14 protein-coding genes are annotated in these 21,960 nt (G+C 61.6%); 10 read left to right on the plus strand and 4 right to left on the minus strand.

Annotated elements, in window-relative coordinates; translation table 11 throughout:
* Positions 1-45 precede the first annotated feature (45 nt).
* Entirely contained in the window at positions 46-444 is a 399-nt protein-coding gene (locus IC235_RS11515; protein ID WP_191005325.1) for a hypothetical protein, read from the minus strand.
* Positions 445-969: 525 nt separating this feature from the next.
* Here IC235_RS11515 and msrA point away from each other — a divergent pair.
* The 4 genes from msrA (at position 970) to IC235_RS11535 (ending at position 8,974) form a co-directional block, all read left to right on the plus strand.
* Complete coding sequence (gene msrA, locus IC235_RS11520) at positions 970-1,644, plus strand: peptide-methionine (S)-S-oxide reductase MsrA (RefSeq protein ID WP_191005326.1); 675 nt, start codon at positions 970-972, stop codon at positions 1,642-1,644.
* 317 nt (positions 1,645-1,961) lie between these two features.
* Positions 1,962-6,659 (plus strand): PAS domain-containing protein, encoded by a 4,698-nt coding sequence (locus tag IC235_RS11525; protein ID WP_191005327.1) that lies wholly within the window; start codon positions 1,962-1,964, stop codon positions 6,657-6,659.
* A 147-nt stretch (positions 6,660-6,806) separates the two neighbouring features.
* Positions 6,807-7,958, plus strand: a complete 1,152-nt coding sequence (locus tag IC235_RS11530; protein ID WP_191005328.1) for a methionine aminotransferase — start codon at positions 6,807-6,809, stop codon at positions 7,956-7,958.
* A 230-nt stretch (positions 7,959-8,188) separates the two neighbouring features.
* Positions 8,189-8,974: an amidohydrolase gene (locus IC235_RS11535; protein ID WP_191005329.1), complete on the plus strand. Its 786-nt coding sequence runs from the start codon at positions 8,189-8,191 to the stop codon at positions 8,972-8,974.
* A 281-nt stretch (positions 8,975-9,255) separates the two neighbouring features.
* Here the strand turns inward: IC235_RS11535 and IC235_RS11540 are convergent, their stop codons facing one another.
* Positions 9,256-11,550, minus strand: a complete 2,295-nt coding sequence (locus IC235_RS11540; protein WP_191005330.1) for a T9SS type A sorting domain-containing protein — start codon at positions 11,548-11,550, stop codon at positions 9,256-9,258.
* A gap of 234 nt (positions 11,551-11,784) precedes the next feature.
* On the opposite strand from IC235_RS11540, the gene IC235_RS11545 reads away from it, so the two are divergent.
* On the plus strand, positions 11,785-13,080 hold the full coding sequence (locus tag IC235_RS11545) for a UDP-N-acetylmuramoyl-tripeptide--D-alanyl-D-alanine ligase (protein WP_191005331.1): 1,296 nt from the start codon (positions 11,785-11,787) through the stop codon (positions 13,078-13,080).
* A 49-nt stretch (positions 13,081-13,129) separates the two neighbouring features.
* Here IC235_RS11545 and rfbC read toward each other — a convergent pair whose 3' ends face one another.
* Positions 13,130-13,675, minus strand: a complete 546-nt coding sequence (gene rfbC / locus IC235_RS11550; protein ID WP_191005332.1) for a dTDP-4-dehydrorhamnose 3,5-epimerase — start codon at positions 13,673-13,675, stop codon at positions 13,130-13,132.
* Between the two features lie 110 nt (positions 13,676-13,785).
* The gene (locus tag IC235_RS11555) at positions 13,786-14,901 is read right to left on the minus strand and encodes a glycosyltransferase family 4 protein (RefSeq protein ID WP_191005333.1); all 1,116 of its coding nucleotides are present in this window, start codon (positions 14,899-14,901) and stop codon (positions 13,786-13,788) included.
* Positions 14,902-15,055: 154 nt separating this feature from the next.
* Between IC235_RS11555 and IC235_RS11560 the strand changes: the two genes are divergently transcribed.
* The 5 genes from IC235_RS11560 (at position 15,056) to IC235_RS11580 (ending at position 21,840) form a co-directional block, all read left to right on the plus strand.
* A complete protein-coding gene (locus IC235_RS11560; protein ID WP_191005334.1) occupies positions 15,056-15,352 on the plus strand; it encodes a c-type cytochrome in 297 nt (98 codons plus the stop codon).
* Positions 15,353-16,234: 882 nt separating this feature from the next.
* Positions 16,235-17,245, plus strand: a complete 1,011-nt coding sequence (locus tag IC235_RS11565) for a hypothetical protein (protein ID WP_191005335.1) — start codon at positions 16,235-16,237, stop codon at positions 17,243-17,245.
* Positions 17,246-17,294: 49 nt separating this feature from the next.
* Positions 17,295-18,836, plus strand: coding sequence for a T9SS type A sorting domain-containing protein (locus IC235_RS11570; protein ID WP_191005336.1), 1,542 nt, complete (start codon positions 17,295-17,297; stop codon positions 18,834-18,836).
* Between the two features lie 447 nt (positions 18,837-19,283).
* Complete coding sequence (gene hflX, locus IC235_RS11575) at positions 19,284-20,603, plus strand: GTPase HflX (protein ID WP_191005337.1); 1,320 nt, start codon at positions 19,284-19,286, stop codon at positions 20,601-20,603.
* A 115-nt stretch (positions 20,604-20,718) separates the two neighbouring features.
* Positions 20,719-21,840, plus strand: coding sequence for a DUF6268 family outer membrane beta-barrel protein (locus tag IC235_RS11580; protein WP_191005338.1), 1,122 nt, complete (start codon positions 20,719-20,721; stop codon positions 21,838-21,840).
* Positions 21,841-21,960: the final 120 nt, after the last annotated feature.

Raw genomic sequence — 21,960 nt, forward strand, 5'->3', positions numbered from 1 at the left:
GACAAAAATACGGCAAATAGGTTCAGGTTTGGCTAGCGCGGCCGGCTACATTTGCACCAGCCAGGCTTTGGCCGTCTCGATGTCGTCGAATGTGGCTACCACCGGCCCCCCCGCCGTGAACTGCAGGGTAAGGTCGGTGGACAAGCGGCTGTAGACGTTGGTTGAGTACACCCAGGCGAAATATTGCAGGCCCGCCGCCGCCATGGCCGGGAACCACTCGGTGCCGCCCCACTCGGCGGCTTCGCTCCACATACTGGTTACGCGGGTATTATCGTTCAGCACTTTATGACAGCGCTGGGCCTGCAGCAGCCGCAGCATTTCCATAGCCCCGTGCTGCACGCTGGCCAAGTCCTGGGGGCCGTGCCAATCTGCGTGCAGCCACTCATGCTGATGGTCATAGGCAATGGTAATGTGAGGGGCTTCGAGTAATGTTTGCAACGACATAGCGGGCGGTAAGAGGGCAGTGCGCGTGGCTACGGGAAATACGTAGCAAAGGATGCGAAAAAAGCAGAACCAGTAGAACTATTTACCCCTATCAGTAGTAAAAAATACTCGTTGCTTATAAATCAGGGATTAATACTTACCCCGCCAGCTACCAGGAATCTTCGCTGTAACACCGCTTTTACTTACGCTGCCTCCCCAACTAAATGGCAGCGCTGACACGTTTCCGGTCAGGAACCCCTCTGTTGTTCCACGAGTTGAATTCACTCACGGTTGAGCACGTTTAGGGAAAGCAGAGCTGACGGGGCCCCTGGCGCGGACCAGCAGCCGGTACCACGAAAGTCCTCCGGGCAATTTCGCAGTATCAGCTCAGCCCCCGACACCAATTGCGTGTTCCGCGTGTATAGTTGCAAAACAGTCGCAAGCTAAACCGGGTTTAAATTCGTAGAGTACAGACTACGCCGTAAGGTTTCACCCGGGGTCTTGCCACTCCAAACCACCGCTTCCGGTACTATTCCCATCTTATCCATGAAAAACCGATTGAAATCCCTTGTTGGGTTAAGTGCATTGGCTTTCACGTTTGCCTGCGGCTCGCCGCAATCGGCCGATGCGCAAAACCCGCCCCGGTCCACGGCTGGCTTCGCGCCAGCTAATCTAAGCGGCTTGGCCATCGCCACGTTTGCCGGCGGCTGCTTCTGGGCGCAGGAAGAAGCGTTTGAGCAGCTGAAAGGCGTGCAGCAGGTGGTGAGCGGCTACGCCGGCGGCGCCAAAGCCAACCCGAGCTACGAAGAGGTGGCCACCAGAACCACGGGCCACACCGAAACAGTGCAGATTTATTACGACCCCAAGGTTATCAGCTACCAGAAGCTGGCCGACATCTTCTTCACGGCCTCGCACGACCCCACCCAGCTGAACCGTCAGGGCCCCGATGTCGGCCCTGAGTACCGCTCGGCGGCATTCTATCGCACACCCGAGGAAAAGAAAGTGCTGGAAGCGACCATTGCCAAAGTCAATGCGTCGAAGAAGTATAGCGGCAAAATCGTAACTCAGGTCGTGCCGTTCCAAAAGTTCTGGCCCGCCGAAGCCTACCACCAGGGCTACTACCGCCTTCACCCTGAAAACCCCTACATCGCCCACGTATCGGCAGCCAAGGTGGAGCACGTGAAGCAGGCTTTTCCCGAAGAATTAAAAAATCCGCTTTGATACTCCCCTGCCTAAAGACGGGCAGCTTTCAACTTAACGTAAGCCCCGGCCCAACTCTGCCGCGGCTGGCACGCAAGCCCTGACAGCCGTGGCTCTTGTCCTCTTCCAATTTTAACGCCCGCCGGGCCTCATTAGCCCGGCGGGCTTTTTGCGGTTCTGCGCAGTTGGCTTGAGAGATGCAATGGTTCGGCAAGCCGAAGGAGAGGACTCTTACGCGGACCAAATTTAAAGACGACAGAAAGTGGGGAAGGGGCAAATTGCGCCGGCTCGGGGCTTTTGGCGGCCAGTAACCGCAGGCCCGGGATGAGAGCTTATCTTTGAAAATAGAAGCCGTGCGCGGCCGGCTGCTTTTTGTTATTCTGCTCTTCATGCCCGCCCCTACTCCGCAACTCTTGGATTTTGAATTGCTATTCGCCGCCCTGCCCGCCCCCTACGCGGCGCTGGCCCCGGATGGCACCATCCTGGCGCTGAACAACGCTATGGCAGCCCTGCTCGGCCCGGTAGCGGCATTAACCGGTCAGCCCTTGGTAGCCCTGCCCGCCGCGCTGGCGGCCGTCGACAACCGGGTAGCCCCCCCCGCCACCTGGGCGGGGGGGCTGCTCGCCGCGCAGGCCGGCACCCGGCAAGTACTGGCCCCGGAGTGGGCCGACGAGCAGCCGTTGGCCGGGGCCTCAGCCCCCACGTATTGGGAAGCCACGCTCCACCCCGTGCCGGCGTCGGACTCAACAACCAGCGCATTGCGCTACGTCCTGGTGCACCTGCTCGATGTGAGCCAGCAACCCCGTATGCAGCGCATCCTCGACCAGTTGCCGCTGACCATCACCACCATGGAGGGGCCGGACCTGACCTTTACGTTTCTTTCGGCTACTGCCCGGCAAAAGATGGGGCCCCGCACCCAAATGGGCCGGCCAGCGGCCGAATGCCTGCCGGAAATTGCCGCGCAGGGCTATCTGGAAGTACTGCGGCAGGTGCTCGCCACCGGGCAACCCGTTGTTGGCCACGAAGAGCGCAGCCTCCTGCTCGACCCCGCCACGGGCGTCCTGCGTGAGCACTACAACAACTTCGGCTACCTGCCACTCCTGGACGCGGGCAGCACCCCCACGGGCGTGCTGGCGTACAGCCTCGATGTGACCGAGCAGGTGCAGGCCCGGCTGCGCAGCGAGGCCCTGGCGGCCGAAAACCAACGCCAACAAGAGCAATTTCGGCTGCTCACCGAGTTTATTCCGCAGCTGGTGTTCCGGGCCGACGCTACGGGTCGGAGCACGTACGTGAACCAGCGCTGGCGCGACTACACCGGCTGCCCGACCGAGCAGCCCGGCCCGGAGCACCTAGGGGCCACCATTATCCACCCCGACGATTTCGCCGCAGCTGCCGCGGCCTGGCAAACAGCCGCGGCCGAAGGGAGCTACTACGAGCTGGAGTATCGCCTACGCCGCCACGACGGCGAGTACCGCTGGTTTCTGACTCAGGTGCAGCCCCTGCGCGACGCTACCGGCCAAGTGACCGAGTGGTTCGGCACCTGCACCGACGTACACGAGCAGCGCCAGATTCGGGCCCAGCTGCAGCAACAGGACCAGCGTATGCACCGCATCCTGGACGAGCTGCCGCTGGTGCTGGGCGTGTACGAAGGCCCGGAGCTGCGGCCCAGTGTGGTGCTGCCTAAAATGCAGCGGCTGATGGGCTCCCGCCTCCAACTGGGCCGCCCCCGCCACGAGATAATGCCCGAAATGAACGAGCAAGGCCACGGGCAGGAAACCATGCTGCGGGTGTACGAAACCGGCGAAGCGTTCCATGCCCTGGAACAGGCCATCACCTTCACCGACTCCGACACGGGCGAATCGCGCTTGTTCTATTTTAATACGGGCATGCTCCCGCTGCGCGCGGCCGACGACCAACCGGTGAGCGCCGTGCTCAGCTATGGCATCGACGTGACCGAGCAGGTGCTGGCCCGCCAGCGGGCTGAGGCCCTGCAGGCCACGGCCCAGGCCGCCGACCAGCGCCTGCGCCACGTAACCGAAAGCCAGCCTTCCATCACGTTCATCAGCGATGAGTACGGGAACGTGCTCTACATCAGCCCGCAGTGGCACGAGTACACCGGCTCGGACCCGGCCGAGCCCCTCGATGAGGTGTGGCAGCGGTCGTTGCACCCCGAGGACCAGTTGCGGGTGCAAGTCGCGTACGCCCAGGCCCTGGCCGTCGGCGGCCCGTGGCGGTACGAGTTCCGCCTGCGCCGCCACGATGGGCAATACCGCTGGTTCACCAGCCAGGGGGTGCCCGAGCCGCTGGCCGAGGCGCAGGCGGCCGACCGGCCCCGCCAGTGGTTTGGCACCAACCTCGACATCCATGAGCTGCGGGAGGCCCAACGCCAACTCGAGCTCAAAGACCAGCAGCTTACCCAGATTCTCACCCAAAGCCCGACCCTAATTGCCACCACCACCGGGCCGGAGCATCGCTTCGCGTACACCAACCCCGGCTTCGACGCCTTGCTCGGCCAGCGCGCCCGGCTGGGCGAGCGCCTGGGCGACTGCGCGCCGGAAGTGGTGGAACAAAGCTTCGGGGCCCTGCTCGACCAAGTGTACCGGACTGGGGAGACCTTCGTGGGCCAGGAAGTTCCGCTGGAGCTCTACGACTCCGCCACGGGCCAGTTCGAGACCGCTCATCTCAACCTGACCTGCCAAGGCCGGCGCGACGACGAATCTCAAATCATCGGCCTGATGGTGTTTATTGTGGACGTCACTGAGCAGGTGAGGGCCCGGCGCGAAGCCGATGTCTTGCAGGCCGAGGTGCAGGCCGCCGACGCCCGCTTGCGCCGGCAAGCCGAAGCCCTGCCCATTATCACCTTCATCACCGATGGCCAGGGCGAGACCCTCTACGTCAGCCCCCAGTGGTATCAGTATACCGGGCAGGCCGCCGGGGGGCCCTGGGCGGAGGTCGACGCCCACTGGCGGGAGGCGCTCCACCCCGACGACCGCCCCAAAGCCCTACGCCTGATTCAGCTAAGCATAGAGTTGGCCCAGAACGGCCGGATGGAAGTGCGCCTGCGCGGAGCCGACGGCCAGTACCGCTGGTTTCTGACCGAGGCCGTGCCCGAGCTGGATGCCACCGGCCGCCTGGTACGCCGCTACGGCTACCTGCTCGATGTGCACGAGCTGCGCGAGCGCACCCACGAGCTGGCGCGCAGCCGCGAAGACTTTGCCGCCCTGGCCGACAACATTGCCCAACTTGCCTGGATGGCCGACGCCACGGGTAGCCTGTTTTGGTACAACCAGCAATGGTACGAGTACACGGGCTCGTCGGCCGAGGAAATGCAAGGCTGGGGCTGGATGAAAGTGCACGACCCCGCCCTGGTGGAGGGCGTGAACGAGCGCTACCTCGAGTGCATCGCGGCGGGGCAGCCCTGGGAAGATACCTTTCCCCTACGGCGCCACGATGGGCAGTTCCGCTGGTTCCTGAGCCGGGCCCGGCCCATCCGCGACGCGGCCACGGGGGCCGTGGTGCGCTGGTGCGGCACCAACACCGACGTAACGGAGCTGCGCCAGCTCCAGACCCAGCTCGGCGCCAGTGAGGAAGAGCTGCGCATCCAGGCTGAGAGCATTCCGCAGCAGGTGTGGACCGCCTTACCCGACGGCACCGTGGACTTCTTCAACCACCGCACCGCAGCTTACGTGGGCGAGTCGATGGAGAAAAACGGGGCCGTTAACTGGCTCAGCTTCGTGCATCCCGACGATCGGGCCGACATGCAGGCCAACTGGGCCCAGGCCATTGCCAGCCAGCGCTACTACGAGGCCGAGTTTCGCCTGCGCCGCTACGACGGGCAATACCGGTGGTTTCTGGGCCAGGCCCAGGCCCGGCGGGCCAACGGGGGCCAGGTGCTGAAGTGGTACGGCACCAACACCGACGTGCATCAGCAGCGCGTGCTGCAGGAGCAGCTGCTCACGAGCCAGGCCCGTTTCCAGCAGCTGATCGAAACCCTGCCCCAGATGGCCTGGACGGCCAACCCCGACGGCGCGACGAGCTACTACAACCAGCGCTGGTACGATTTCACGGGCGGCACTTTCGAGGAGCTGCAGGGCTGGGGATGGGAGCACTTTCTGCACCCCGACGACCTGGCTCCTACCCTGCAGCGCTGGCAGCACAGCCTGGCCACCGGCGAGCCGTTCGAGGGCGAGAGCCGCTGGCGCAACCACCAGGGCCAGTACCGCTGGTTTTTGACCCGCGCCGAGTGCCTGCGCGACAAAACCGGCGCCATCACGGAATGGGTGGGCGCCAACACCGACGTGCACGAGGTGAAGCAGGTGCAGGAGCAGCTCGAAGCCCAGAACGCCCGCCTGATGCGGACTAATGAGGACCTCGACAACTTCGTGTACACCGCCTCGCACGACCTGAAGCAGCCCATCAACAACATGGCCGGCATCTTTGAGGAACTGACCCGCACGGCTTACTTCCGCGACCCCGAGGCCATTAAGCTCATCAGCTACTTCGAGCGGGCGCTGGCCCAGATTTTTGGCACCATCGACGACTTGAGCGCCATCGTGCGGGGGCAGCGCCAGCAACAGGAAGTTCCGGCCGAAACCGTGGCCCTGGCCCCCCTGGTGGCCGAAGTCATCAATAGCCTGCAAGACCAGGTGACGCAGTCGGGCGCGGCGTTTGAGCTGGACTTCGCCACCTGCCCGGCAGTAACCTTCGTGCGGCCTAACCTGCAAAGCCTGCTCTTCAACCTGATCAGCAACTCGCTCAAGTACGCCGCGCCCGACCGCCCCCCGCGTATCCGCCTTAGCAGCACGCCCGAGGCCGCATCCGGCCGCCCCGTTCTCACGGTGCAGGACAATGGCCTGGGCATCGACATGGAGCGGTTTGGGCCGCAGCTCTTCCAGCTGTTCCGCCGCTTCCACACCCACGTCGACGGCACGGGCATGGGGCTCTACCTGGTGAACCGCATCGTGCAAATTCACGGCGGCCGGCTGGAAGTAACCAGCACCGTGGGCGAGGGGACGACGTTTCTGATTTATTTGTAGTTTTTGAGGATGAGGGGATGAAGAGAATTAAAAATTAAAAATGAAGAATTAAAAATTGACCAGCAGATTTTTAATTCTTCATTTTTAATTCTTGAAAAACTGTACACTGACTTGATAATCGCTCTAACACTCCATCACCCCAACACCTTGCTTCAATCCAAGCTGCCCGACGTTGGCGTTAGCATTTTCACGCAGATGACCTTGCTGGCCCAGGAAACCGGTGCCATCAACCTGGCCCAGGGCTTCCCCGACTACGACCCGCCCCAGGAGCTGTTGGAGGCTCTGGTCCGCCACGCCCGCACGCCGGGCCACCACCAGTATGCCCCCATGCCGGGCCTGCCGCAGCTACGCGAGACCATTGCCGCCCAGGTCGGGCGGCGGCACCCCGAAGCGCCCGCGCCCGACCCGGCCACGGAGGTTACCATTACGGCCGGAGCCACCGAGGCCCTGTATGCCGTGCTGGCCGCCGTGGTGCGGCCCGGCGATGAAGTGCTGGTGTTCGAGCCGGCGTACGACCTGTACGGGCCGGCCATTCGGCTCCAGGGGGGCGTGCCGCGCTACGTGCGCCTGCCCTCCCCCCACTTCCGGCCCGACTGGGACGCGGTGCGCCGGGCGGTGTCGCCCCGCACGCGGCTGGTGCTGGTGAACACCCCCCACAACCCCAGCGGCGCCGTTTTCACGGCCGACGACTGGCAGGCGCTGGCCCTTGTCCTGGCCGGCACCAACGCCTTGGTACTGAGCGATGAGGTGTATGAGCACCTCGTGTTCGATGGCGCTCCGCGCATGAGCGCCCGCCAGCACCCGGAGTTGCGCGCGCGCAGCTTCGTGCTCTCCTCCTTCGGCAAAAGCTACCACGCCACGGGCTGGAAAGTCGGCTACTGCATTGCCCCACCCGCCCTTACGGCCGAGGTGCGGCGCGTACACCAGTTCCTTACTTTCGCCGTGAGCACGCCCACTCAATACGCGTTGGCTGAAGTGCTGGCCGCCGACGCGACCGATGCCCACGCCCGCGGCCTGGCCGAATTTTATCAGCAAAAGCGCGACGCTTTTCGCAGCTTGCTGGCCGGCACGGGCTGGGACCTGCTGCCCGTGCCCGGCGGCTATTTTCAACTGGCGCGCTACGGGGCTTTTTCCGCAGCCGGCGACCGATCCTTTGCCGAGCAGCTGGCCCGTGAGAAAGGCGTGGCCGTGGTGCCGATATCCGCCTTTTACCACGATGGTTTCGATGAGGGGCTGATTCGGTTTTGCTTTGCGAAGGAGGCCACTACCCTGGAAACGGCGGCGGCCAAGCTACGGTAGCCAGACCACCGTACGGCTCATTGTTGCTGAGGTGATCCTGCATACAGAGGTAACCGCATAAACGCATAAAGCATAAATATAGAACGACCCTGAAGGGTCTTCAGCAGGCGGGGGAGCAGTATGACCGGCTTTTAGCCGGGTGCTTCTGCTCAAGCAGTTAAATTGCGCGCCCTGCCTGCGGCTCGTCCAAGCACAGTCGTCACATCGACCCGAACATTCGTTGCTACCCCATGCCTGACCTGACCGTTTCATTTATTCAAACTGCCTTGCACTGGCACGATGCGGCGGCCAACCGGGCGGCCCTTGAGCAGCACCTGGCGCAATTAACTGGGCCGACCGACCTCATCGTACTGCCGGAGATGTTTACGACCGGCTTCAGCATGGAGGCCGCGACCCAGGCCGAAACCATGGCGGGCCCAACCGTGGCCTGGTTGCGCGAGCGGGCCGCCGCGCACCAGGCCGTAATTACGGGCAGCATCATCATTCGGGAAAACGACACTTACTATAACCGCCTGCTGTGGGTGCGGCCCGATGGCCGCCTGAGTACCTACGACAAACGCCACCTGTTCACGCTAGCCGGCGAGCAGCACGTGTACACGCCCGGCGCCACTCGCCTCGTAGAGCAGTGGCGTGGCTGGTGCATCTGCCCCTTGGTGTGCTACGACCTACGCTTCCCGGTCTGGAGCCGCAACCAACGCAGCCAGCCCTACGACTTACTGCTGTACGTGGCCAATTGGCCTGCCGTGCGTCGAACCGCCTGGACGACGCTGCTTCGGGCCCGGGCCATCGAAAATGTGGCTTGCGCGCTAGGCGTGAACCGCATCGGCCGCGACGGCCTGGGCCACGATTACGCGGGCGAATCGGCTCTGCTCGACGCGCGGGGCAACTACCTGCTGGAGGCGGAGAACCAGCCCGGGATTTTCACCCATACGCTGCGCCGGGCGGAGCTGGAGGACTTCAGGGCCAAGTTTACGGCCTTAAGCGACGCGGACCCGTTTGAGCTGCCGGGGCTTTAGCCCGTGTTGCGGCTGCGGCCAGGGCACCTCACCCCCGGCCCCTCTCCACAGGAGAGGGGAGCCTGACAACTAGGGTACGGAACTGTAAACGGATTTAAGTTTTCGGCTATCTCTGTACGAGTGCCTATATAGTGTGATATCGGGCTCCGTGCAGAGCCAGTGCTCTTTATAATTGACTTAGAGCCTTTCTCCGTTCCGCGTCCTGGTCATCTGGCTCCCCCTCCTGGGGCTTCGCGCCTCCAGCGAACCGGGGCTGGGGGTGAGGCGCACTGTCTCCTCACCTACCGCACCAACAGCCGCTGGGTGGTCACTGCCCCATTGTGGCCTTCCACCCGCACGAGGTAGACGCCAGCGGCCAGGCCGCCCAGGTTTAGCGCGTGGCGGCGCTGGGCCGGGCCCGGGGTTCGCACCACCCGGCCGGTTAGGTCGAGCAGGGTGAGGCGGGTGGGAGTGGCTGTTTCGGCGGTGGCGGTAGCCGTGGTGGGGTTGGGGTAGATGCTCAGGGCCAAAGCCCGCGCCGCCTCGGGCTGGCGCGCCGTGACGATGCGGTTGCGGGTGCCGTAGCTGAGGATGCCGCCGGCCTGGGTTCCGATCAATAGCTCGGGGGCACCGTCGCCGTTCAGGTCGGCGGTGGTCAGGGCGCTGTGAGAGTAGATGCCCAGCCCTAGCCGGGTGGACTCGTACTGGCCGCTGATGGGGTTGTAGAGCAAGTTGGTGCGCTCCGTGAAAGTACCGGTCTGGGCCCGGTAGTTGGCGAAAAATCGCAGCAGCCCGGTAGCATCGACGGTGACCAGGTCGAGGGTGCCGTCACCATCGAAGTCGGCTACCGTGGGGCTTAGGTTATCGGGGCGCGCCCCGCCGGCTTCGCGAATGCCGCCGAAATCATTGTTCGCCAGCACAAAGGCATTGTCGAGGGGACCAGTGCCCCGGTTGCGGAAATAACGCAGGCTCATCCCCGGCTCCGAGACCTCGTTGGTGCCAACGAGGAGGTCGACGTAGCCGTCATTGTCCACATCGGTGAAGCAGGGCATGTCGCCCCGCGTACGGGGCAGCACGCCGCTCAGCGGGGCTCCCTGGGGCTTCAGGCTGACGGCGTTGGCGGCGTTGAACGCCACGGGCTGACCGGCCGCAGCCGTGTTCAGAATGTAGTACAGCGCGTTGCCTGACGCCTTCCAGGCTCCGTAGGCCAGGTCCAGGGCCCCGTCGCGGTTGAGGTCGACCAGCACGGGCTTGAGGCCCTGCAACTGTTGAGCGGCCAGTCCGAGGTAGTCGGCCGTGACGAGGCGAAACACGGGCCGGGCCCGGGTGCCCTCGTTGCGGTAGTACGCCAGGGCGGCCCGGTATACACCACTGACGCGGTCGGCGTGGTTGCCCACGAGCAGGTCAGGTAAGCCGTCGCCGTCGAGGTCGCCAATGGCGGGAGCAGCTCCCTCGCTCACGTCCAGCATGTCGCTTTGCAGGAAGCCGGCCGGGCGATAGGCGAAGTTGGGCGCGCCAGTGGCGGCGGTATTCTCAAATAGCTGCACGTGGCCGCGCAGGCTCACTTGATCGGCAACGTTGTTAACCATGTTGGGCGCCACCACCAGGTCGGGGCGACCGTCGAAGTTAGCGTCGAAGGAATAGCCCGCGGGGAACACGGGCACTCGCACCGGGGTGGCGGCCGAAGGGAAGTTCGAGCTGATGCCGGCCGGCGTGAGCACGGGCGCCAGCGTAGTGCCCTGGTTGAGCAGGCGCGTAAGCTCGGGGCAATTGTCGCGGCCATCGAGCACGTCCTGGTCGCCGTCGCCGTCGAGGTCGAGCAGCAGCAGGCTGTGGCCGCCGGTGTGGGTGGGGCGGGCCGTAAAGCACGGCTGGCCGTTGAACTGGTAGCTGCCGCAGCCGCTGCACGCCTGAATGCCGCCCCAGTTGCCGGTAACTTGGGTGAAGTCGAGCGCGTTACCGCAGGGGCCGGAGCTGCTGTTGAGGTAAAGCTCAATGGTGGTCGCGCTGATGAAGTCATAGGTCATGATGTCGAGCTTGCCATCGCCGTTCACGTCCTGGATAGCCGGCAGGTTGTAGCCGCCAATGGTGAGGTTGATTGTGCCCGCGAAGGGCCCCGAAAACCGAATCTGGTTGGTCCTGAGCTGGAAGCTGGGCTGCCCATCAACCAGCACGTTGCGGAACACCCGGATTTCCCCGCCGTTGATGTACGTAAACAGGTCGGGCCGGCCATCGCAGTCGTAATCCCGCAGGAGGGCCCACTGGCGCAGGTCGGCGGGAAAAAGAGCTTCGTACTGCGGGGCATATTGCCACCGGCGCCCGCCCGGCGCGGTCGGAGCCGCCACGCTCAGAAAGGTATAGCAGCGGCTACTTTCGTGGTCGAAGGCGAACAGGTCGTTTTGCCCGTCGTTGTTCAGGTCGATGGTGCTGAACTGCGGCGTATTGAGCCCCCCGGCCCAGGCATTACCGAGCGTATCGGTACCCTGCACCACCTTCGCCACGGGCCGGTACTCGAACCCAAATCCCGCGCCCGCCTGGGCCCGGGCAACAACCGAAAAAGCCAGCAGCGCCAGCAAAAGAGTAGTAAAACGGAGCATGGACTCAACGATTCAGTTTAAATGATTAGCCGCTGGTAACGGGCGGATTGGTGGTTGCCAGCGCTTGGCTGGCTCAGCTGGCTTGGGCATTTCGGTCGCCAGTTAGAATAGCGCCTAACAACCAGCCATCAGCAACTACTAGTAACGAATATCGCGCGCGTTTCGCGTGTGAGCGTGGTTGAGTATTCATATTTGTAACAAATTACCCTTCGGTTTGCTCTTACCATTCAGCCCATGCTGCTTTATTCCCACTACCTGGCCGCGGGAGGCCACGTCAGTACCGACTCGCGCCAGCACCAGCCGGGCACGCTGTTTTTTGCGTTGAATGGCCCCAGCTTTCGGGGAGCTGATTTTGCGGCGCAGGCCCTGGCCAAAGGCGCCCGCCACGCCGTGGTCGACGACGCCCAGCTGGCCGCTACCGACCCCGCCCGCTACACCTTCGCGCCCGACCCACTGCGGGCCCTGCAGGAGCTGGCCCGGCACCACCGCCAGCAATGCGCTATTCCGGTGCTGGCCATCACCGGCTCGAACGGTAAAACCACCACCAAGGAACTGCTCACGGCCGTGCTGGCCCAACAATTTCGAGTGCTGGCGACGGTCGGCAACTTCAACAACCACATCGGCGTGCCCCTCACGCTGCTGCGTCTGCGGCCCGGCGAGCACGAATTCGCCGTGATTGAGATGGGCGCCAACCACCAGCGCGAAATCGCGGCCTACTGCGAATGGGCGCAGCCCACTCACGGCCTCATCACCAACATCGGCAAGGCCCACCTCGAAGGCTTTGGCGGCCCCGAAGGCGTGGCCAAAGGCAAGGGCGAGCTGTTCGACTACCTGGCCCACGACCGCGGGGTCGTTTTTGTGAATACCCTCGACCCCAAGCTACCCGGCTTGGCCGCGGCCGTGCCCACGCGCCTCACCTACCCCGGGCCCGACGACACCTACCCCGTTACGCTGCTGGCGACCGAGCCCACCCTGGCTCTGCGCCTGCCCGACGGCACCGATGTTGCCGTCCAGCTCACCGGCGACTATAACTTCCCGAACCTGGCCGCCGCCGCCGCCGTGGGCTTGCACTTTAACATTCCACCCCAGAAAATAGCGGCGGCACTGGCCCACTACAACCCGCAAAACAATCGTTCGCAGCTGCTGCGCACCCCCCACAACGAGCTGCTACTCGACGCCTACAACGCCAACCCGAGCAGCATGGCCGCCGCCGTGCGCAGCTTCGCGGCGCGCCCCGTGGCCGCCGGGCAAACCAAGCTCGTGGTGCTGGGCGACATGTTCGAGCTGGGCGAGGATAGCGCGCTGGAGCACCAGCAACTGGGCCAGCTGCTGGCCCGGCTGCCCCTGCCCACCATCCTGCTGATTGGCTCCGAGATGGCTGCCGCCGCCAGCGCGGCCGACCACATCCAATACTTCGCTACTAAGGCTGAGGCCGCGGAATGGCTGCGCCAGCACCCCGTGCGCGGCCAGCAGGTGCTGGTGAAGGGCAGCCGCGGCATGGCGCTGGAAACGCTGGTCGAGCTGCTCTAATTGGGAGTGTGTCTGCTCTTGCTGGGCACTACTCGTAAGGACCAGGCTGCTAAAACGGGCTGATGAAGTCCTTCAGCAAGGGCAATTCCTGATCTTTCCCCGACACCAGGGGCGCGACCTCGGTGCCCCAGCTAATGTTCAGGTCCGTGTCGTCCCAGCGCAGGCCGCCTTCCGCGCTGGGCGCGTAGTAGTCGCTGCACTTGTAGAGAAAAATGGTATCGTCCTCCAGCGCCATGAAACCGTGGGCAAAGCCGGCGGGAATGTAGAGCATGTTGCCCCGCTCGGCTATCAGCTCCACGAGCTGGTGCTGGCCGTAGGTTGGCGAGTCCTTGCGCAAATCCACGGCCACGTCGAGGGCCCGGCCTTGGCCAACGCGCACGAGCTTGGCCTGGGCGTGGGGCGGGCGCTGGAAGTGCAAGCCGCGCAGCACGCCTTTTTTAGACTTGGATTGGTTGTCCTGCACCCACTGGGCATCGGCGCCGGCTTGGGCCATGAGCCGGGCGCTGAACGTTTCGAAAAACACGCCCCGGTCGTCGGCAAACAAACGGGGAACAAACTCGACCAGACCAGCCAAGGCATACTGCTTTACTTCCATCGGCGCAAAGGTAGAGAGTTAAAAAGAACCTTTACGCCAAACCCGCCGCCTATTTTGGCGCGATGCCGCCTTGGTGCTCCGCCACCGGGGGAAGGGTACTGCTGCGCCCACTAGGCCACTTGCACCTCAGCAATTGCCGTCAGGTACTTATCCAACACCAACTGCTCATCGAATCTGGTTTCGGCCAGGTGGCGGCTGGCGCACCCCATACGCTGCAAGTCGGCTTCGGGCAAGGCCAGCACCTGGAGCATTTTGGCGGCGAGGTCGGCGCCGCTGCGCACCTGGCAGAGGTAGCCGTTGCGACCATCGACCACGGTTTCGCGGCAGCCCGGCACGTCGGTCGTTATAAGGGGCTTGCCCACCGCCGCCGCTTCGAGCAGGGTTTTGGGCGTGCCTTCGCGGTAGCTGGGCAGCACTACGCAGTCGGCCCGGTGCAGGTGGGCGGCCACGTCGTCGGAGCGGCCCAGGTATTCGATGTCGCCGCGGCGCAGCCAGTCCTCGAACGTGGCCCGGGGAACGCCCACCCCACCCGCCTCGTCGAGGCCACCGAGCAATTGGATGCGGGTGCCGGGCACGGCGGCCCGGACGGCCTTGGCCGCTTCGAAATATTCCACCACCCCTTTCTCGTACAGCACCCGCGCCACCATCAGAAATACAAAGGGGGTTTGGCGCGTGAACTCCGCCGCGGGCCGGAACTTGTTGACGTCGACCCCCGAGCCGGGCAGCAAGTCGGTAATTTCGGGCCGCACCAAGCCGTGGTCGAGGAACAACTGCCGGTCGTCGCCGTTCTGGAAGAACACTTTGTGGGGAAAGCGAAAGGCAAAACGATAGAGGCCTCGCGCAACCCGGCTCACGAAGTTTTTGATAATGAACACGGTACCTAGGCCGCTCACGTTGTTGATGCTGGGCACGCCGGCGAGCCGCGCCGCGATGCTGCCGTAGATGTTGGGCTTGATAGTGTAGTGGAGTACTACGTCGGGCTTTTCGCGCCGGTAAATTTGGTAGAAGCGGAAGGTGAGGGCCGCGTCTTTCACCGGGTTAGTGCCCTTGTTCTCCATGAGGATGGGCACGAAGCGGCAGCCGAGCTCGGTTTCGAGGCGCGCCGAATAGTCATCGGGCGGGGCAATAGCCAGCACTTCGTGACCGGCGGCCTGCAAGGCCCGCACGAGGCTGGCGCGGAAATTCCAAATATTCCAACTGGTATTGATAACGATGGCGACGCGCAAAGTGGTGGAGCGTGGGTGGGAAACTAGAGGCAAAGGTCGGGCCCCGGGCGGTATCCCGGCTTGGTGGACTCCACCTTTCGCTCTTTCGGCAGCCCGGCCGTGATATTCGTTGCTTACCTGGTACTTTGGGGCCCGATTGTGTGTTATCCTGGTTATGAACCTTCAACTTGCCGCTTTTTCGCTGCTTTTGCTGCTGCCGGCCCCGCCCACGCTGGCCAAACCACCGCTGGAGCCGGGCCAGGCTATTTACCAAAAAAACTGCGTACGCTGCCACGGCACTAACGGCAAGCGCGGCCTCAACGGGGCCCACGACCTTACCAAGAGCAACCTCAACGCCTTCGGGCGCACCTACCTGGTTACGAACGGCATGGGTAAGATGCCGGCCTTTGGCAAGGTGCTCACACCGGCTCAGGTGCAGCAGGTAGTAGCCTACTCCCTCACGCTGAAGTAGCCCGCCAGGAGCCGGCAGCAACCAGGCCCGGGCGGCGGGCTTTTTGTTTGGCGGCTATCTGAAAATAGTTATTGTTTCCCCATCGATGGCAAGCACCTCAAGGCCCAGTCTCAACGGGAGTAGAGAACGGGGCGCGGGCACGTCCGTACCACCCTGCGCTTGGCCCGACAACTATGACGCTCCGCTCGTATCATCTGGCCTCAGACTTCATATTTATTAAAGTAGCGGACTTGATTGGGTCTCAGCTGCAAACACCAGCCAGGGCCGCATCCACCACAGCCAATTCGGCCACCCACTGAGTTAACGTTGGGGTGAACGCCCGATCGGGAGGCATGATGTTAGGGCGCGCCTGCTAATTGGCTGCCCAGTGCTTGCTATGGGTAATAGATGCGCCCCATGGTGATTAGCCAATACTTAACGCCGTCTACCAAGGCATCGTGATTGGCACAGGCCAGTTTTTTTGGCCTTGATGCGCTCCGGGCAGTGCCAGGTGTGATAACCGACTTGGCTGACACCCCAACTTCTCAAATCATTGTGGGTCAATGTTTACATCTGGCGTTGGTCCAGCTTCCACAGCTTTTAACTAAGGCTAATAGTGGGCAAATAGAAAAATTTACATATCGGCTGTTGTAAATCAATTATTTATATATCTACCTTTGAAACCATTGACCCAGAATAGCTCCGCGTAGCTAACAGGAGCCAGTTGAAAATACTGGCCCTTCCAACCAGCTCGTGCCCTATTGCACCTTGGCGGCTTTCGGGATTGATGCCATCCGTCACTTCGGCCGTGCCCGCGCACCTACCGTTCGTTTCTACTCCTCCACTCAGCTCACTACATGGGCACTAACCTAACCCAATCGCTCACCTTAAAAACCCTCAAAAATGAAAAAAATCTTCTGCACCGGAGTGCTTCTTGTCGCGGTACAATTGACAGGCTTTGCCCAGTGGACTCCTACGGGAGCAACGGGCAGTAGTACCATATATAATACCAATACTACTGGGAGCGTGGGAATAGGTATTTCTTCTCCGACAGTCCCTTACCAGAAATTGCACGTAGATGGGAGTATACACATTTCCCTTGAAAACTCAATTGGATTTAATCAAGCTGATAATTTTTCCTACAATGGTCGCAACATTGGCCATTATTCTCTGGGCTGGTATACAGAAGCTGGTGCTGCAGTAGCTAATTTGTCTGGATCTGCCGGAATTAGATTTTTTACAAATGCCGCAGAAAGAATGTTTGTTACCTCAAATGGTAATGTGGGTATCGGTACCCCAACTCCCTTGGGGAGGCTGGATATCAATCCTGGTGGCTGGAATAACATACCTAAGATCTCATTCAATCAAGTTGATGATAATCCTTCCATCCGTTTGTATCGCCCAACGGGCTCAATAGTCGGAGGGAATCTTACGTCCTGGGTCTGGTGGATTGAAAATGATGCATTTGGAACGCTTTCTTTTAAAACAGGAGGCCATGCTCTTGCGGGCAGTGAAAGTGTCGCCGCTAAAATCAGCTTTGACCGAAATGGAAACGTTGGGATAAATACCAGTGACACCAAAGGCTATAAGCTCGGTGTAAATGGCTCTGCTATCGCCACTTCGATGACGGTGAAGCTGAATGCGAACTGGCCCGATTTTGTCTTTGCCGAAACGTATGGTCTGCGTTCCCTCTCCGAAGTAGAAAGCTACATCAAAGCCAACGCTCACCTTCCCGAAGTTCCCTCGGCTGCCCAAGTGGGCAAAGACGGCATCAATCTGGGCGAAATGGATGCGACCCTCCTCAAAAAGATCGAGGAGCTTACCCTCTACCTCATCGAGCAGGATAAGCAACTACAAGAGTTAAAGAAGGCGAATGAGGTCTTGCAAAAAGAAGTACAGGTCTTGAAAAGATAGCCCAGCTTCTAGCGAGAAACAGACATGAAACACCTTACGCACCTTCCTCATGATAGATATACTTTACGCTAAAGCCTCGCACGAGGACTTCCTTAGCACCGCCCTATGCCAACGATTCCGGGTTAAATCGTTGCGGATGGTGTTTGGGCTATCCCTGGGGCTGGCCCTGGCTGCAATGGCCCCAGCACTGGGCCAGCGAAGCTGCGGGTCGGATTATGAGCAGCAGTATCAGAATGCTACGCCTGATATCCAGCAGCAAATGACGGCGATTGAGCAGCAGACACGGCAGTACCAGCTTGATATCACCAACCGTACGGCACTAGCTTCTATCATTACCATCCCGGTGGTGGTACACGTACTTTATAGAACGCCCAGCGAGAACGTCTCCGATGCTCAGATCCAATCCCAGATTGACGTGCTGAATGAGGACTTCCGCAAGCTCAACGCCGATGTGAGCAACACCCCGGCGGCCTTCGCCAACCTAGCGGCCGATATGGAGCTGCAATTCGTGCTGGCCAGCCTCGACCCCAACGGCAACCCCACGACGGGCATTGAGCGAAAACCGAGCACCAGAACCACCTGGGGCACCAGCAACGACATGAAAAGCACCAGCACCGGTGGTTTAAACGCCTGGCCGGCCGGCCAGTATCTTAACTTGTGGGTGTGTAACATCGGCGGTGGCATTCTGGGGTACGCGCAGTTTCCGGGCGGGGCGGCCAGCACCAATGGCGTGGTTATCACTACCACGGGCTTTGGCCGTGGCGGCTCAGCAGTGGCTCCCTTCCACCTGGGCCGCACGGCGACCCACGAAGTGGGTCACTGGCTTAATCTGAGGCACATTTGGGGCGATGCATATTGTGGCAATGACCTGGTGGCGGATACGCCCACCCAGCAGACGAGCAACTTTGGCTGTCCCGCGTTTCCCCATCTTACCTGCGGCAATACGACCAGTGGCGATATGTTCATGAACTACATGGATTATACCAATGATCCTTGCATGTTCATGTTCACAACCGGGCAAAAAGACCGCGCGCAGGCGCTATTTGCGGATGGCGGCCCATACCAGAGTTTTACTGCCTGCCCGAATCAGTTGTTCATTTCTCAGCCCTTGACCAGCAGTGGCCGGTACAAAGCTAGCAGTGCGGTAGTAGGGAGCGGCCCAATTTCTACTGGCCTCGGGGTGGTATACCAATCCGGTAACGAGGTGGTATTGAATCCTGGTTTTTTTGTGGATGGCAGTGGCGGCGGCAGCTTTAGAGCAGTGATTGCGGACTGCAGCGTCAACGCCCGATCTGCTGAAGGTGACCGGCTGCTGAGTACGCAAGCGGGTAGTCAGGCTGCCACCACTCGGAAGCAGTTTACGCTGGAAGTGTATCCGAACCCAGTCAGTGAGGACCTGCACGTCATCGTAGCCCAAAGCAAAGCATATAGCGCCCGCATTTATAACAGCTTAGGGAGTGAAGTTCAACGCGTGAACTTGCAGCCCGGACAAACCAAAGTAGATGTGCGCAGGCTGCCACCAGGTATTTACTACATCCACACAACCTCGGAAAGCGGGTTGACTACCGCCCGCTTCCAGGTAAGCCGATAGCAGCATTGTTCAAAGTCTGATTTCGCCTTCCCCAAAGCCTCAATTACAACCCTGGGCCTTCCCCGATCTGGGCAGCTTCCGTTGCAGTAGTTGGAGCAGCCGGTTTTCATGCTTTCCCTATCCGGGGCTGAGCGGCGGCCAAAAAGCCGCGCCGGTCACTTGACCGGCGCGGCTTTGCGTTTTAGGAGGGCCAGACCTGGACAGGCCGGGGCGTTGTATTTGGTTTGTTTTAGGGGCCGCCCATAACAAAAGGCCAGCCTCTCTTAAAAGCTGCCCTTAGCTAGCACCGCAGCGTAGAGAGGCTTTTCGTAGAGTAGTGAGAGGATAAGATCAGTCTCCGTCGGATAAAGTTTTGGATCAAACTTTTACTCAATGCCAAAAATGCGACAACTTAGCGGATAACCCTTCCAGCAGCTACGCGTAGCCATTAGCTACTTAACTCTCCATATGGCAAACAAACCCACCTCCGGCGGCCGCAAACCTGGCGGCAGCACCCGGCACTTCACCACCGACAACGCCAAGCCGGGCTACGTAGCCGCCAAGAACAACGGCGCCTACAATACCGCTAAGGAGCAGGAAACGGCCGTGCTCGTGGCCGTGCCCCCGCGGCGCCAGTCCGACGCCCAAACCACCGAATACCTCGACGAGCTGGCTTTCCTTATCGAAACGGCCGGCGCCACCGCCACCAAGCGCTTCGTGCAGCGCCTCGACAAGCCCGATATCCGCACCTACGTGGGCGAAGGCAAGCTGGCCGAAATCAAGGCCTACGTGCAGCACGAGGGCACCAGCATGGTGGTGTTCGACGACGACCTTTCGCCCTCGCAGCTGCGCAACCTGGAGGCCGAGCTGCTGGTGAAAATCGTGGACCGCTCGCTGCTGATTCTTGATATTTTCGCCCTGCGGGCCAAGTCCGCCACTTCGCGCACCCAGGTAGAGCTGGCCCAGTACCAGTACCTGCTGCCCCGCCTCACCGGCCTGTGGACTCACCTGGACAAGCAGCGCGGGGGCGTGGGCATGAAAGGACCGGGGGAAACGGAAATTGAAACTGACCGCCGCATCGTGCGCGACCGGATTGCCTTCCTCAAAGACAAGCTCGAAGACCTCGACCGGCAGAGCCATACGCAGCGCAAAGCCCGCGGCGGCCTCGTGCGGGTGGCCCTGGTGGGCTACACCAACGTGGGCAAGAGCACCCTCATGAACGTGCTGGGCAAGGCCGACGTGTTCGCTGAAAACAAGCTCTTCGCCACCGTGGACGCTACCACGCGCAAGGTTGTGCTCGACCAAACGCCCTTCCTGCTCTCCGACACGGTCGGGTTTATCCGCAAGCTGCCCACCCGGCTTATCGAGAGCTTCAAGAGCACGCTCGATGAAATTCGCGAAGCCGACCTGCTGCTGCACGTGGTCGACATTGCGCACGCCGGCTTCGAGGAGCAGATTCAGGTGGTGAACGACACGCTGGCCGACATCGGCGCGGCCGACAAGCCGGTGCTGCTGGTGTTCAACAAAATCGACCAGTACAAGCCCGACGATTCGCAGCACGACCCTTTCGGCGAAGTACGCGAGGCCGAGGACGATGGTACCGCCCCGCGCCCGCCGCTGGCGCAGCTGCAAGCCACCTATATGGCCAAGCTGCACGACCCCGTGGTGTTCATCTCGGCCCAGGAGCGCACCAACCTCGAAGAGCTCCGCGAGCTGCTGGCCCGGCGGGTGGTGGCGCTGCACCAGCAGCGCTACCCCTACCAGACGGTGAACGAGCAGAATGGCTAAGCGGCCGGGCGGGACGGGCAATAAAATATCTTTCCCTCAGCTATTTATGAAAATGAATAGCCACGATTGTTTTTTTCGCGTAAGGGGAGCGCACTGGTTCATTTCGCTTTTACGTATGCGTTGTCACTCAATAATTCGCATTGGGCTGCTGGGATTCGTTCTGCTGGAAGCCTCTGAATTGGCGTGCGGCCAGGTGTACCCGCCCCCTGCGCCCACGGCCACGGATACGGCCACCAACAACCTGGGCAACCAGCGGCGCTTTGCCAACCCCTCCGTGCTGGGCATGGGGCCGAGCAAGGGGCTCGTCGTGCGCTACGAGCGCATGCCGCGCTTCGGGGTGTCCTCCTCGGCGCAGGTAGCGGGCCTCAAGGATTTCAGCACCGAGGCCACTAAAAATGCCCGCCTGTCCATCAAGGGCTACATTCCGGCCTGGAACCGCCCCCACCTGAAGGTCATCGTGGGCCTGAGCTACGAGCGGGAAGAGTTTCAGTTTGCCCAGCTGCCCACCTCCTACGAGCTCTACGACAACATCGAAAACAAAGGACTGAAAAGCACGGCGGCCCAGATTGCGGTCATCCGGCCCGTCGATGACGTACACTGGTATTTGGTGCGGATAAAAGGCGAGCTGAGCGGCGACTATACCTCCAAGGAGCTTACCCGATCCGACTACTCCCGCTTCACGGCCGAAGCTATTTATGGCTGGAAGCGCAGCCCAAACTTTTCGTGGGGCGTGGGCTTCCAGTATGGCTACACCTTCGGGCGGCTCAGCTTATACCCCGCCGTGGTTTACAACCGCACCTTCAGCCCCCGCTGGGGCGTGGAGGCCCTGGCACCCGCCCGCGTCACGCTGCGCTACAACGTCAACTCCAACTCACTTTTATACGCCGGCTACTCCGTCGACGGCCTCAACTACATCGTGCACCTAAGCCGTACGCCGCTGGAACGCAAAAACCCCGACGGCACTTCCGACGTCAGTAAAGTCCCGCTCCGCACCCTGGAGCTGCGCGAAACCGAGGTAAAATTCCGCCTGCGCTGGGAGCGGGAGCTGTTCAGTTTCCTGTGGCTGGGTGCCGAGGCCGGCTACCGCTACAACTACGCCTTCGACGCCTTTGACCGCACCAACGCCGACCGCGAAAAAATCATCGATTCGAAGCTCAATGGCGCTCCCTACGCCGGCCTGGAACTGTTCATCACGCCCCCCCGCAAGCTGCTGGAGAAGGCGGGCGTCCGTCGTTAAGCACTTATCTGAAACAGACCGAAACGTGACCATCGTTCGCCAGGTCGGGCCCGGGCCTTATCAAGCCAGGAACGCAGCCTCCGGCGTGGCCGAGTACTTCCCTCGCGCAACGCCGCGAGC

This window comes from Hymenobacter montanus, assembly GCF_014699115.1.
GTDB lineage: Bacteria > Bacteroidota > Bacteroidia > Cytophagales > Hymenobacteraceae > Hymenobacter > Hymenobacter montanus.

Bases quoted from the DNA above. Each gene is read 5' to 3' on its own strand.
- IC235_RS11515 (WP_191005325.1), bottom strand. From the start codon at position 444: ATGTCGTTGCAAACATTACTCGAAGCCCCTCACATTACCATTGCCTAT.
- IC235_RS11545 (WP_191005331.1), top strand. From the start codon at position 11,785: ATGCTGCTTTATTCCCACTACCTGGCCGCGGGAGGCCACGTCAGTACC.
- rfbC (WP_191005332.1), bottom strand. From the start codon at position 13,675: ATGGAAGTAAAGCAGTATGCCTTGGCTGGTCTGGTCGAGTTTGTTCCC.
- IC235_RS11565 (WP_191005335.1), top strand. From the start codon at position 16,235: ATGAAAAAAATCTTCTGCACCGGAGTGCTTCTTGTCGCGGTACAATTG.
- IC235_RS11570 (WP_191005336.1), top strand. From the start codon at position 17,295: ATGATAGATATACTTTACGCTAAAGCCTCGCACGAGGACTTCCTTAGC.
- IC235_RS11535 (WP_191005329.1), top strand. From the start codon at position 8,189: ATGCCTGACCTGACCGTTTCATTTATTCAAACTGCCTTGCACTGGCAC.
- msrA (WP_191005326.1), top strand. From the start codon at position 970: ATGAAAAACCGATTGAAATCCCTTGTTGGGTTAAGTGCATTGGCTTTC.
- hflX (WP_191005337.1), top strand. From the start codon at position 19,284: ATGGCAAACAAACCCACCTCCGGCGGCCGCAAACCTGGCGGCAGCACC.
- IC235_RS11560 (WP_191005334.1), top strand. From the start codon at position 15,056: ATGAACCTTCAACTTGCCGCTTTTTCGCTGCTTTTGCTGCTGCCGGCC.
- IC235_RS11580 (WP_191005338.1), top strand. From the start codon at position 20,719: ATGCGTTGTCACTCAATAATTCGCATTGGGCTGCTGGGATTCGTTCTG.
- IC235_RS11540 (WP_191005330.1), bottom strand. From the start codon at position 11,550: ATGCTCCGTTTTACTACTCTTTTGCTGGCGCTGCTGGCTTTTTCGGTT.